The 12,715-nt window shown below is 71.2% G+C and carries 12 protein-coding genes; 3 read left to right on the forward strand and 9 right to left on the reverse strand.

Annotated elements, in window-relative coordinates:
• Window positions 1-2 precede the first annotated feature (2 nt).
• The 3 genes from zwf (at window position 3) to pgl (ending at window position 3,404) form a co-directional block, all read left to right on the forward strand.
• Complete coding sequence (gene zwf / locus AB0J06_RS10330; protein ID WP_357426824.1) at window positions 3-1,517, forward strand: glucose-6-phosphate dehydrogenase; 1,515 nt, start codon at window positions 3-5, stop codon at window positions 1,515-1,517.
• Entirely contained in the window at window positions 1,514-2,533 is a 1,020-nt protein-coding gene (locus AB0J06_RS10335) for a glucose-6-phosphate dehydrogenase assembly protein OpcA (protein WP_357426826.1), read from the forward strand. Before zwf ends, AB0J06_RS10335 begins: the two co-directional genes overlap by 4 nt.
• 100 nt (window positions 2,534-2,633) lie before the next feature.
• Window positions 2,634-3,404 (forward strand): 6-phosphogluconolactonase, encoded by a 771-nt coding sequence (pgl, locus tag AB0J06_RS10340; protein ID WP_357426828.1) that lies wholly within the window; start codon window positions 2,634-2,636, stop codon window positions 3,402-3,404.
• A gap of 9 nt (window positions 3,405-3,413) precedes the next feature.
• Here the strand turns inward: pgl and AB0J06_RS10345 are convergent, their stop codons facing one another.
• From AB0J06_RS10345 to uvrC, 9 genes are all read right to left on the reverse strand, one after another.
• Window positions 3,414-3,758 carry an RNA polymerase-binding protein RbpA gene (locus AB0J06_RS10345; protein ID WP_357426830.1) on the reverse strand — a complete coding sequence of 115 codons (345 nt, stop codon included), beginning with the start codon at window positions 3,756-3,758 and terminating at the stop codon, window positions 3,414-3,416.
• 126 nt (window positions 3,759-3,884) lie between these two features.
• On the reverse strand, window positions 3,885-4,145 hold the full coding sequence (secG, locus tag AB0J06_RS10350) for a preprotein translocase subunit SecG (protein ID WP_357426832.1): 261 nt from the start codon (window positions 4,143-4,145) through the stop codon (window positions 3,885-3,887).
• Between the two features lie 120 nt (window positions 4,146-4,265).
• Window positions 4,266-5,060 (reverse strand): triose-phosphate isomerase, encoded by a 795-nt coding sequence (gene tpiA, locus AB0J06_RS10355; RefSeq protein ID WP_357426834.1) that lies wholly within the window; start codon window positions 5,058-5,060, stop codon window positions 4,266-4,268.
• On the reverse strand, window positions 5,060-6,262 hold the full coding sequence (locus tag AB0J06_RS10360) for a phosphoglycerate kinase (RefSeq protein ID WP_357426836.1): 1,203 nt from the start codon (window positions 6,260-6,262) through the stop codon (window positions 5,060-5,062). Before AB0J06_RS10360 ends, tpiA begins: the two co-directional genes overlap by 1 nt.
• On the reverse strand, window positions 6,259-7,263 hold the full coding sequence (gene gap, locus AB0J06_RS10365) for a type I glyceraldehyde-3-phosphate dehydrogenase (protein ID WP_357426838.1): 1,005 nt from the start codon (window positions 7,261-7,263) through the stop codon (window positions 6,259-6,261). Before gap ends, AB0J06_RS10360 begins: the two co-directional genes overlap by 4 nt.
• Before the next feature lie 255 nt (window positions 7,264-7,518).
• Window positions 7,519-8,499 (reverse strand): DNA-binding protein WhiA, encoded by a 981-nt coding sequence (whiA, locus tag AB0J06_RS10370; protein WP_357426840.1) that lies wholly within the window; start codon window positions 8,497-8,499, stop codon window positions 7,519-7,521.
• Window positions 8,500-8,555: 56 nt separating this feature from the next.
• Complete coding sequence (locus tag AB0J06_RS10375; RefSeq protein ID WP_357426842.1) at window positions 8,556-9,590, reverse strand: 2-phospho-L-lactate transferase CofD family protein; 1,035 nt, start codon at window positions 9,588-9,590, stop codon at window positions 8,556-8,558.
• Window positions 9,587-10,462 (reverse strand): RNase adapter RapZ, encoded by an 876-nt coding sequence (gene rapZ / locus AB0J06_RS10380; protein WP_357427050.1) that lies wholly within the window; start codon window positions 10,460-10,462, stop codon window positions 9,587-9,589. Before rapZ ends, AB0J06_RS10375 begins: the two co-directional genes overlap by 4 nt.
• Before the next feature lie 118 nt (window positions 10,463-10,580).
• Window positions 10,581-12,632: an excinuclease ABC subunit UvrC gene (gene uvrC, locus AB0J06_RS10385; protein WP_357426844.1), complete on the reverse strand. Its 2,052-nt coding sequence runs from the start codon at window positions 12,630-12,632 to the stop codon at window positions 10,581-10,583.
• Between the last annotated feature and the right edge of the window lie 83 nt (window positions 12,633-12,715).

A 12,715-nucleotide genomic window follows, 5' to 3' on the forward strand; every position in this document is an offset into this window, starting at 1 on the left:
ACGTGAACCCGTTGCGCGACCCGCAGGACCGGCGGCTGCCGCGCATCCCGGAGCCGTGTGCTCTGGTGATCTTCGGCGTGACCGGTGACCTCGCCCGCAAGAAGCTGCTTCCCGCCGTGTACGACCTGGCCAACCGGGGGCTGCTGCCGCCCGGCTTCGTCGTGCTCGGCTTCGCCCGCCGCGACTGGGGCGACGGGCACTTCGAGTCGCTGGCCTACGAGGCGGCGAAGAAGTACGCCCGCACCCCGTGGCGGGAGGAGGTGTGGGGCCGGCTCGCCGGCAACATCAAGTTCGTCGGTGGCTCGTTCGACGACGACGCCGCGTTCGACCAGCTCGCCTCCACCCTCGACGACCTGCGGGAGACGCACGGCATCCCCGGCAACGCGGCGTTCTACTTCTCCATCCCGCCGGCGGCGTTCCCGGTCGTGCTCAAGCAGCTGGCCCGCACCGGACTGGCCGACAACGCGCGCTCCGGCGGCTGGCGCAGGGTCGTGGTGGAAAAGCCCTTCGGGTACGACCTCCCGTCGGCCAAGGCCCTCAACGACCTGGTCGACGACGTCTTCACCCGCGACGACGTGTTCCGCATCGACCACTACCTGGGCAAGGAGACGGTCCAGAACATCCTGGCGCTGCGGTTCGCCAACAACCTGTTCGAGCCGCTCTGGAACTCCAAGTACGTCGACTCGGTCCAGATCACCATGGCCGAGGACGTCGGCATCGGCAGCCGGGCCGGCTTCTACGACGCCGCCGGGGCGGCCCGCGACGTCGTGCAGAACCACCTGCTCCAGCTCCTCGCGCTCGTCGCGATGGAGGAGCCGACCAGCTTCGACGCCAGCGAGATCCGCGCCGAGAAACTGAAGGTCCTCAGGGCGATCCATCTGCCCGAGGACATCCGCACCGGCACGGTGCGGGGGCAGTACCTGCCCGGCTGGGTCGCCGGTGAACGGGCCGTCGGCTACCTGGAGGAGCCGAACGTCCCGCCGACCTCCACGACCGAGACCTACGTCGCGGTCAAGCTCGGCATCCAGAACCGACGCTGGGCGGGCGTCCCGTTCTACATCCGCGCGGGCAAACGGCTCCCCCGCCGGGTGACCGAGGTGGCGATCATGTTCAAGAAGGCGCCGCACCTGCCCTTCAACCGGGCGGACGTGGAACTGCTCGGCCACAACCAGCTGGTCATCCGGGTCCAGCCGGACGAGGGCGTGGTGCTCAAGTTCGGTTCCAAGGTGCCGGGCACCACGATGGAGCTGCGCGACATCGCGATGGACTTCCAGTACGGCGAGGCGTTCACCGAATCCAGCCCGGAGGCGTACGAACGACTCGTCCTCGACGTGCTCATCGGCGACCGTACGCTCTTCCCCGACGCCGCCGAGGTGGAACAGAGCTGGCACGTCATCGACCCGCTGGAAGCGGCGTGGGCGGGAAGCCGCCCCGAGCCGTACCGGGCGGGCGAATGGGGACCCCGCGCGGCCGACGATTTGCTGGCCCGCGACGACCGCGCATGGAGGAGAGCATGATCAGCCTCTGGGACACCACCGGCACCGAGGTGGTCAAGGCGCTCTCCGCTGAGCGGCGCAGCGCGGGAGGCGTCGCGAGCGGGATGGCGCTGACCCTCATCGTGGTCGTCGACGAGAAGCGCGTCCGGGAAGCCGAGGCGGCGGCCACCATCGCGGCGGCGACCCACCCGTGCCGGCTGCTGGTCGTGGTCCGCTCCGACGTGGACAGCGAGCGCAACCGGCTCGACGCCGAGATCGTCGTCGGCGGCCGGCTCGGCCCGTGCGAGGCGGTGGTGGCGCGGATGTCGGGGCGGCTCGCGCTGCACGCGGAGTCCGTCGTCATGCCGCTGCTCGTACCGGACGTGCCGGTGGTCACGTGGTGGCACGGCGAGCCGCCGGCGCAGATCGCCAACGACTTCCTGGGCGTGGTCGCGGACCGGCGGATCACCGACTCCGCCCAGGCCGCCGACCCGGTCCAGGCGCTGCGGCAGCGCGCCATCGACTACGCCCCCGGCGACACCGACCTCGCCTGGACCCGAATCACCCCCTGGCGGACCCTGGTGACCGGCGCGTTCGACACCACGGAGGCACGGGTCAGCGGGGCGACCGTGGTCGCCCCGAAGAGCGACCCGACCGCCGCGCTGATGACCAGTTGGCTCGCCACCCGGCTCGGGATCACGCCGGTCTGGGAGGAGACGACCGAGTTCCCGCGGATGCGGTCGGTGGAGCTGCGCTGCGCCAACGGCGACCATGTGCTGCTCACCCGGGAAAACGGCTCCGCCATCTTCAACCGCAGCGGCCAGCTGGAGCGGCATCTGCCGCTGGTACGCCGGCCGCTCGGCGAGGAACTGGCCGAGGAGCTCCGACGGCTCGACGCCGACCAGGTCTACTCCGAGGCGCTCGGCGCCATGGCCGGCGTCCACGGTTTGGAGTCGCGTCCCGCGCAACGCGTGCACGTCTGGCGGGACCCGGTGACCGCCAGGCGCGCCGAGTCGGCGATGGGCGCCCACGCCGGTCCAGGCGGGTCCGCCGCGTGAGCCTCACGCGCCACCCCGTTGATCATGGACATACTCGCGACAAATCGGAGACGACGATGGCGCGTATGACCATGATCAACGCTTGGATGAGGTGGGTGTCGTGAGTGAGACGAGCGTGGTCGTCCACGCCGACACGGACGTGCTCGCCCAGGCGGTGGCCGCTCGGCTGATCGTCAAGCTGATCGACGCCCAGGCCGACCGGGGCGAAGCCGGCCTCGTGCTCACCGGCGGCCGGGTCGCCGCGGCCGTGCAGCGCGCCGTGCGGGAACTCCCCGCGCGCGACGCGGTGGACTGGTCGCGGGTCGACGTGTGGTGGGGCGACGAGCGCTTCCTCCCGGCCGGGCACCCGGAACGCAACGAGACGCAGGCGCGTGAGGCGCTGCTGGACGCCCTGCCACTCGACCCGGCGCGGCTGCACCCGATGCCCGCTAGCGACGGCCCGGACGGCACCGACCCGGAGGCGGCGGCGGCACGCTACGCCGCGGCCCTGGCATCGGCGGCCCGTCCCGGCACCGCCCCCCTGCCCCACTTCGACGTGCTGCTGCTCGGCGTCGGCGAGGACGGGCACATCGCCTCGGTCTTCCCCGAGCACCCGGTGGCGTACGAGACGCGGCCGGTCAGCGCCGTGCGGGGCAGCCCGAAACCACCCCCCATCCGGATCAGCCTGACCATCCCCGCGATCAACACCGCGGAAGAGGTGTGGCTGGTCGCGGCCGGGGCGGACAAGGCGCGGGCGGTCGGGATGGCGATGGCGGGCGCGGGCCCGGTGCAGGTGCCAGCGGCCGGCGTACGCGGGGTGGGCCGCACGCTGTGGTTGCTGGACCGCGCCGCCGCGACCGACGTGAAGCCGACCTTCCGCAGCCTGCGCTGACCGGTCGGGCTAGAGCTCGCCGCGCCGACGTCGCAGCGCGGCGAGCGCCTCGTCGAGGAGCGCCTCGCCATCGGCGTCGCTGCGCCGCTCCTTCACGTAGGCGAGATGCGACTTGTACGGCTGGCTGCGTTCCCGTCCGGGCGGATTCTGCGGGTCCTGCCCGGCGGGCTGCCCGCAGTGCGGACATTCCCACGTGGCGGGGATCGGTGCGTCGGCCGCGAGACGGATCTCGACGCTGTGCCCGTTGACACACCAGTAGGAGACCGGGCGGCGCGGGGCGGGTTCGCCGCGTTCGGACGGCTTCATGGGGCCGGACCCGACCCGGGTGCCACGGATGGCGCTACCACTTGGCACGGTGATCGCTCCTGTCGTCGAAGGGGTGTCGCCGTCGGGGGCGACGGCGCGACGCGGTGAAGCGGAAACAACTACGCGCGGCCCGTAATGACGGACCGCGCGCAGTCTATGACGTATGCAGGCAGGTCAGGCGCCCGTGTTCATTGCGAGTTTCAGCCAGAGGCCGAGCCCGATGATGCAGGCGAACCAGACGATGCCCACCAGGACGGTGTAGCGGTCCAGATTCTTCTCGGCAACGGACGATCCGGCGAGGCTGGAGCTGACGCCACCGCCGAACATGCTGGAAAGACCGCCGCCCTTGCCGCGGTGCAGCAGGATCAGCATGGTGAGCAGGACGCTCGTGATGATCAGCAACACGATCAACGTGTATGCGAACCAGATCGGCATGTGACGGTCAGTCCTCTCGAAACGGGGGCTCGCCAAGAATAGCGGCAGGTCGCGCTCCGGGATGCACCCGGTTGGCCGGAAGGCCCCACCGAATGCCGGCTGGGGCCCTCCGCCCGATGATCAGCGAACGATGTGCTCGGGGAAGCGGCAGATCTGCGCGAACTCCTCGGCGTCGATGCTCGCCCCGCCGACCAACGCGCCATCGACGTCCGGCTGCACCATGATCCCGGCGATGTTGGCCGCCTTGACCGACCCGCCGTAGAGGATCCGGACCCGGTCCGCCGTTTCCTGGCCGTACTTCTCCGCCAGCCGCTGCCGCAACGCGCCGCAGACCTCCTGCGCGTTCTCCGGCGTGGCCGTCTTGCCCGTGCCGATCGCCCAGACCGGCTCGTACGCCACCACGACCTTCTCCACGTGGTCCGCCTTGAGCCCGGCGAGCGCGGCGTCGAGCTGCTCACGGCAGTGCGCGACGTGCCCCTCCGCCTCGCGGACCTCCAGCCCCTCCCCCACGCAGAGGATCGGCGCGATGCCGTTGGCGAGCGCGGCGGCCACCTTGGCCTTGACCACCGCGTCGTCCTCGAAGTGGTAGGCCCGGCGCTCGGAGTGACCGACGACCACGTACTGGCAGCCGAGCCTCGCCAGCAGCGGGCCGGAGATGTCCCCGGTGTAGGCGCCGGACTTGTGCGGGGAGAGATCCTGCGCGCCGTAGCCGATCAACAGCTTGTCCCCGTCGACCAGCGTCTGCACGCTCCGCAGATCCGTGAAGGGCGGCAGTACGACCGCCTCGACGTCGGTGAGCTGCTTCTCGGAAAGGCTGAACGCCAACTTCTGAACCAGCGCGATGGCTTCCAGGTGGTTGAGGTTCATCTTCCAGTTGCCGGCCATCAGTGGCCGGCGCGCGAACTTCTCGGCCATCAGTGCTCCAGGGCGGCAACGCCGGGGAGGGGCTTGCCCTCCAGGTATTCCAGCGAGGCTCCCCCGCCGGTCGAGATGTGTCCGAACGCCACCTCGTCGAGGCCGAGCGCCCGCACCGCCGCGGCCGAATCGCCGCCGCCGACGACCGTGAAGCCGTCGACCTTGGTGATCGCCTCGGCGACGCCGCGCGTGCCGGCCGCGAACGGCGCCAGCTCGAACACGCCCATCGGCCCGTTCCAGAAAACCGTCTTCGCCCCGGCGATCACCTCGGCGAACGCGGCCGTGCTGCGCGGCCCGATGTCCAGGCCAAGCCGATCGGCCGGGATCGCCTCCGCGTCCACCACGTCGTGCCCGGCGTCGGCCGCGAACGCGGTCGCCGCGACCACGTCGGTCGGGAGCAGGATCTTCCCCTCGCCACGGGCGAGCAGGTTGCGGCAGGTCTCGACCATCTCCTCCTCGAGGAGGGACTTGCCGACCTCGTGACCCTGGGCGCGCAGGAACGTGAAGCACATCCCGCCACCGACGAGGAGCCTGTCGACCTTCGGCAGCAGCGCCTCGATCACCGCGAGCTTGTCGGAGACCTTGGAGCCACCGAGCACGACCACGTAGGGGCGGTCGGGCTCGCCGGTCAGCCGGGAGAGCACCTCCAGCTCACGCAGCACCAGGCGACCCGCGACGTGCGGCAACCGGGCGGGGACGTCGTAGACGCTCGCGTGCTTGCGGTGCACCGCGCCGAACGCGTCGTCCACGTAGGCGTCGGCGAGCGCCGCCAACTGGTCGGCGAACACGCCCCGCTCCGCGTCGTCCTTGCTGGTCTCCCCCGGGTTGAAGCGCAGGTTCTCCAGGAGGGCGACGTGCCCGCCGGCGAGGGCGGCGACCGCCGCGCGCGCCGACTCGCCGACCGTGTCCGCCGCGAAGACCACCGGCTTGCCCAGCAGCTCACCGAGGCGTCCCGCGACGGGCTCCAGGCTGTATCGCGGGTCCGGCGCGCCCTTGGGACGGCCGAGGTGGGAGCAGACGATCACGGCGGCGCCGGCGTCGCGCAGGGCGATCAGCGTCGGCAGTACGGCCCGGATCCGGCCGTCGTCCGCGATGACGCCCGGGTTCTCCTTCTCGAAGGGAACGTTCAGGTCGGCGCGGACAAGCACGCGCCGACCTGACACACCCTCGGCGAGAAGATCGTCGAGAGTCCTGATCGTCACAGCGACGAGCCCACCAGCTTGACGAGGTCAACCAGGCGGTTGGAGTAACCCCACTCGTTGTCGTACCAGCCGACGACCTTCACCTGGTTGCCGAGCACCTTGGTCAGCGGGGCGTCGAAGATGCAGGACGCCGGGTCGGTGACGATGTCCGCGGAGACGATGGGGTCCTCGTTGTAGACGAGGTAACCCTTGAGCGCGCCCTCCGCGGCCGCCTTGACCGCCGCGTTGACCTCCTCGACCGACGTGTCGCGGCTGGCCGTGAACGTCAGGTCGGTCGCCGAGCCGGTCGGTACCGGCACGCGCAGCGCGTAACCGTCGAGCTTGCCCTTGAGCTCCGGCAGCACCAGGCCGATCGCCTTCGCGGCGCCGGTCGAGGTGGGGACCACGTTGAGCGCGGCGGCGCGGGCCCGGCGAAGGTCCGAGTGCGGACCGTCCTGCAGGTTCTGGTCCTGCGTGTAGGCGTGGATCGTGGTCATCAGGCCACGCTCGATGCCGATCGCGTCGTTGAGCGCCTTCGCCATCGGGGCCAGGCAGTTGGTCGTGCACGAGGCGTTGGAGATGATCGTGTGCTGCGCCGGGTCGTACAGGTCGTGGTTGACGCCCATGACGACGGTGAAGTCCTCGTTCTTCGCGGGCGCCGAGATGATGACCTTCTTCGCACCCGCCTCGACGTGCGCACGGGCCTTGGTGGCGTCGGTGAAGAAGCCGGTCGACTCGATCACGACGTCGGCGCCGAGGTCCCCCCAGGGCAGCTTGCCCGGGTCCCGCTCGGCGAGCGCCTTGAAGGTGTGGCCGCCCACGGTGATCTCGTCGGCGGTCGCCTTCACCTCGTGCTTCAGCCGGCCCAGGATGCTGTCGTACTTCACCAGGTGCGCGAGCGTCGCGTTGTCGGTGAGGTCGTTGACGCCCACCACCTGGATGTCCGCGCCGGACTCCAGCGCGGCCCGGAAGAAGTTACGGCCGATGCGGCCGAAGCCGTTGATGCCAACCCGGATGGTCACAGGTTCCATCTCCTCGCGTTCAGGTCCGCCGGCATGACCCCATTCGCCGACGGAAGTCTCTGCGCCGACCGGTGGGGTCGGCCGTTACTACGTCAACTCGGCGCCCCACCGCGGTCCGGACTGGACCTGACCGCCCGAGGCGGTGAGCACGGCGGCGAACCGAGTGCCGGCCCCGTCGCCGTACGCTGTCGACCCTATCCGAGGAGGCATCGACACGGTGAGGCGGGGCACACCGCCTCACGCGTGTCGAGGAACTCAGCCGACGAGCATCTCGGCCGTGACCGCGGCCTCCGTGTCCGGGATGCCCAGATCGCGGGCCCGCTTGTCGGCGAGCGCCAGCAGACGCCTTATGCGGCCGGCGATCGCGTCCTTGGTCAGCGGCGGGTCCGCCAGCGCGCCCAACTCCTCCAGCGAGGCCTGCCGGTGCTCCAGCCGCAGCTGGCCGGCCGACGTCAGGTGGTTGGGCGCCTCGTCCGCGAGGATCTCCAAGGCGCGGGTCACCCGCGCCGCCGCCGCGACCGCCGCCCGCGCGGAACGGCGCAGGTTGGCGTCGTCGAAGTTGGCCAGCCGGTTGGCGGTCGCCCGCACCTCGCGGCGCACCCGGCGCTCCTCCCACGCCAGCACGCTGGCGTGCGCGCCGACCCGGGTGAGCAGCGCGGCGATCGCGTCGCCGTCCTTGACCACCACCCGGTCGACCCCGCGGACCTCGCGGGCCTTGGCCGTGATGCCGATCCGGCGGGCCGAGCCGACCAGCGCGAGCGCCGACTCCGGCCCTGGGCAGGTGATCTCCAGCGCGCACGAACGGCCCGGCTCGGTCAGCGAGCCGTGCGCCATGAAGGCGCCGCGCCACGCCGCCACGGCGCAGCAGACGTTCGCGGAGACCACGTGCGGCGGCAGCCCCCGCACGGGACGGCCCCGCACGTCGAGCAGCCCGGTCTGCCGGGCCAACGCCTCGCCGTCCTTCACCACCCGCACGATGTAGTGGCTGCCCTTGCGCAGGCCGCCGGAAGCGAGCACATGGATCTCGCTGGGGTAGCCGTACACCTCGGCAATCTCGCGCCGCAGGCGGCGCGCGACGGCGCCGGTGTCCAGCTCCGCCTCCACGACCACCCGCCCGGAGACGATGTGCAGCCCCCCGGCGAAGCGCAGCAGGGCAGCCATCTCCGCCCGTCGGCAGCAGGGCTTGGGTACATCGACCCGGCTCAGCTCGTCTTTGACCGAAGCGGTCATCGCCATTGTCTCGTCACCTCGTGGGGCCGGTCCCGGCAAAGTTGCCGGTGATTCGTACGTGCTTAACGATCGGCGCCCAAGAGAGGCACCAGTGCGGCTCCCAGCGCTTCGAAATCATGCCGGGGACTGCCGTCCGCTACCGACACCGGGGCGAGGACCAGCCGCGCACCCAGCGATTCTGCCGCACGTCCGACCGGTTCGGGGTCGCCTACGGCTTTCCCGTCCGCGAGAACCGTGTCGACATGCAATTCCGGTAGGTACCAGGACAGTGCGGCAAGGTGGTCGGCGACCGATAACCCGTCCGTTTCCTTCTCCGCCGCGAGGTTCAGATTGACCAGCCGGCGGGCCGGACTGGCGACGATAGCCGACGCCAACTCGGGCACGAGTAGGTGAGGAATGACACTCGTGTACCAGCTCCCCGGCCCGAAAATCAGCCAGTCGGCCGCGGCCACCGCCTCGAGCGCCTGCGGACACGCCGCCGGCCCTTTCGGCGTCAACCGGACGGTCTCGACGAGCCCCGGCGTCACCGCGACCGCGTGCTGACCACGGACGGTCACCACCTGGCCGGGGCGGCCCGGGTCGGCGCCGCGTACCTCCGCCTCGATGCCGAGCGGCTCGCACGACATGGGCAGCACCCGACCGGTGACGCCGATCATCCGCGCCACGTGGTCGAGCGCGGCGACCGGATTGCCGAGCATCTCCATCAGACCGCAGAGCACCAGGTTGCCGACCGCGTGACCGGTGAGCGGATCGGTGGGCAGCTCGAGGGCGGCGTCCGCGACCGGGGCACAGCCGCGATCGTCGGGCCCACCCGCGACGCGCCGCTCGCCCGGATCGGCCTGGAAGCGGTGCTGGAACAGCTCGGCGGTGAGCTGGTTGACCGGATCGGAGCCGGCCAGCGCGGCGAGCGCCTGCCGCAGGTCGCCGGGGGGCAGCGCGTTGCGCTGAGCGCGCAGCCGGCCGCTGGACCCGCCGTCGTCGGCGACCGTCACCACGGCGGTGATATCCAGGTCAAGGCCGGCCGCACTGCGCAGGGCACGCAGCGAGGCGGACAATCCGTGCCCGCCACCGAACGCGACGACCTTGATCGCCGTCACTCGCGCCCCAGGTCGCGGTGCAGCGCGTTGGCCGCCAGCCGGGACTGCCGCAGCTGCCCGGCGAGCTCCTCGGCGATCGCCACGCTGCGGTGCTTGCCGCCCGTGCAGCCGACGGCGACGGTGAGGTAGCGCTTCCCCTCCCGTTCGAAACCGGGAGCGGTCGTGTTGATCAACTGCGCGTACGTCTCGACGAACTCGACCGCGCCGCGCTGACCGAGCACGTAGCCGCTGACCGCCTCCTCACGACCGGTGTGCTCGCGCAACTCCGCCACCCAGTACGGGTTGGGCAGGAACCGGGCGTCCAGCACGAAGTCCGCGTCGGGCGGCAGGCCGTACTTGAAGCCGAACGACAGCACCGTGACCCGCAGCCGCCGCGCGTCCTCGCCCCCGAAGAGCTCCTCCACCCGCCGCCGCAACTGGTTGACGTTGAGCTGGCTGGTGTCGATGATCACGTCGGCCTGCTCGCGGGCCTCGGCGAGCAGTTCCCGCTCGGCCGCGATCCCGTCGGCGAGCCGACCGTCGCCCTGCAGCGGGTGCGACCGGCGCACACCCTCGAAGCGACGGATCAGCACCTCGTCATCGGCGTCGACGAAGACGACCCGCGGTTGGAACCCGCGCTCCCTGAGCGCGCGGATCGCCCCGGCGAGATCCGTGGAGAAGGCCCGGCTCCGCACGTCGAGAACCATCGCGGTGTGCCGCGCGGCGCCCCCGGCCTGCAGCGCCAACTCGGCCATGTCGAGCATGAGCGCCTGGGGCAGGTTGTCGACGACGTAGAAGCCGACGTTTTCCAGGGCCCGCGCGACCGTGCTGCGTCCGCCGCCGGACAGGCCGGTGACCACGACGAGCACGGTGTCGGACTGCACCGGCTCCATCTGCTCGGGTCGTTCGCTGGTTTCGCTGCTGCTTCGCTCGTTCGGTTCCCGCACGCTCTTCCTGTCAGATGTCGGGGGGTGAATTGCCGGGGGACCGCGCTGGCCCTGGTCGCCGATTCTAGGCGTCCGTTTCGGGCCGCACGGGTGCGGACCCACCGGGCAACGCCTCGTCAGCTGCGGAATTGACCGGGTCGCCGGTCTCCGCGTCCACCTCGACGATGGGCGGGACAGCCGCCGCGGCCGGGCGCGCGTCGTCGCCGGTGAGGGTGGCGATGATCGCCTCGGCGGTGCGCCGCCCGATGCCCGGCACCTCGGTGATCTCCTCGACGGTCGCCGCGGAGAGTCGCTTGAGCGACCCGAAGTGACGCAGCAGGGCCTTGCGACGCACCTCGCCGAGCCCCGGAATCCCATCCAGGCCGGACTGCGTCATCCGCTTGGACCGCCGCTGCCGGTGGAACGTGATCGCGAACCGGTGCGCCTCGTCACGGATGCGTTGCAGCAGGTAGAGCCCCTCGGACGTGCGCGGCAGGATGAGCGGGAACTCGTCGGAGGGAACCCACACCTCCTCCAACCGCTTGGCCAGGCCGCAGAGCGCCACGTCGTCGATCCCCAACTCGGCCAGGACCGCCGCCGCCGCGTTGACCTGCGGCTGACCACCGTCCACCACGACCAACTGCGGGGGGTACGCGAAGCGGCGCGGCCGCCCCGTCGTCGGATCGATGCCTGGCTTGTCGGGGTCGGCGGCCATCTCCTCCCCCAGCTCACCGGTCTCCGCCCGCGCGTCGAGGTAGCGGGCGAACCGGCGGCGCAGCACCTCGGACATCGCCGACAGGTCATCGGTGGCCCCGCGGACGGCGAACGTCCGGTATTCGCTCTTGCGGGGCAGCCCGTCCTCGAAGACGACCATGCTGGCCACCACGTCGGTGCCCTGGATCTGCGAGATGTCGTAGCACTCGATCCGCAGCGGCGCGGTCTGCATGCCCAGCGCGTCCGAGATCTCCTCGAGCGCCTGGCTGCGCGTCGTCAGATCGGACGACCGGCGCAGCTTGTGCCGGTTGAGCGCCTCGGCGGCGTTACGCGCCACCGTCTCCAGGAGGGTCTTCTTGTCGCCCCGTTGCGGGACCCGCAGCGCCACCCGGCTGCCCCGGTGCGCGGAGAGCCAGTCGGTCAACGCGTCGGCGTCCGGCGGCAGCGCCGGTACCAGCAGCTCGCGGGGCACGTCGGCCTCACCGCGCTCGCCGCCGTAGACCTGGGTGCAGAAATGGTGCACCAGGTCACCGGTAGTGAGGTCCTCGACCTTCTCCACCACCCAGCCGCGCTGTCCGCGCACCCGCCCCCCGCGCACGTGGAACACCTGCACCGCGGCTTCGAGCGGATCCTCGGCGAAGGCCACCACGTCGGCGTCGGTGCCGTCGCCGAAGACGACCGTCTGCTTCTCCATCGCCCGACGCAGCGCCGCCGCGTCGTCGCGCAGCCGCGCCGCCCGCTCGAACTCCAACTGCTCGGACGCCTCCTGCATCTCGCGTTCGAGGCGGCGGACCAGCGTGTCGGTCTTGCCGGCCATGAAGTCGCAGAAGTCCTCGACGATGTCGCGGTGCTCCTGCGCGGAGACGGTGCCGACGCAGGGCGCGGAACACTTGCCGATGTAGCCGAGCAGGCAGGGGCGGCCGATCTGACCGGCCCGCTTGAACACGCCGGACGAGCAGGTGCGGGCCGGGAAGACGCGGAGCAGCAGGTCGAGCGTCTCGCGGATCGCCCAGGCGTGCGAGTAGGGGCCGAAGTAGCGCACACCCCTGCGTTTGGCCCCCCGCATGACCTGGAGCCGCGGGAACTCCTCGTCGAGGGTCACCGCCAGGTAGGGGTAGGTCTTGTCGTCGCGGTAGCGGACGTTGAACCGCGGGTCGTACTGCTTGATCCACGAATATTCGAGCTGCAGCGCCTCCACCTCGGTGCCGACCGTGACCCAGTCCACCGAGGCGGCCGTGGTCACCATCTGCTGCGTGCGCTGGTGCAGATGCCAGAGGTCACCGAAGTAGGAGTTGAGGCGGCTGCGCAGGCTCTTGGCCTTGCCGACGTAGATGACCCGGCCGGTCGGATCGCGGAAGCGGTAGACCCCGGGGGCGTCCGGGATGGTGCCGGGCGCCGGACGGTAGGTGGATGGGTCTGCCACGGCGGCAAGACTAGTCCGTACCCCCGACATGATCCGCCGCGCGCGGACGTCCGGCGCCGTAGGCGTGCGTGACGCGCACGACG

The sequence above is a fragment of the Micromonospora sp. NPDC049679 genome, assembly GCF_040659735.1.
Taxonomy (GTDB): domain Bacteria; phylum Actinomycetota; class Actinomycetes; order Mycobacteriales; family Micromonosporaceae; genus Micromonospora_I.

Bases quoted from the DNA above. Each gene is read 5' to 3' on its own strand.
- whiA (WP_357426840.1), bottom strand. From the start codon at position 8,499: ATGGCGATGACCGCTTCGGTCAAAGACGAGCTGAGCCGGGTCGATGTA.
- secG (WP_357426832.1), bottom strand. From the start codon at position 4,145: ATGCCGATCTGGTTCGCATACACGTTGATCGTGTTGCTGATCATCACG.
- AB0J06_RS10335 (WP_357426826.1), top strand. From the start codon at position 1,514: ATGATCAGCCTCTGGGACACCACCGGCACCGAGGTGGTCAAGGCGCTC.
- rapZ (WP_357427050.1), bottom strand. From the start codon at position 10,462: ATGGAGCCGGTGCAGTCCGACACCGTGCTCGTCGTGGTCACCGGCCTG.
- tpiA (WP_357426834.1), bottom strand. From the start codon at position 5,060: ATGGCCGAGAAGTTCGCGCGCCGGCCACTGATGGCCGGCAACTGGAAG.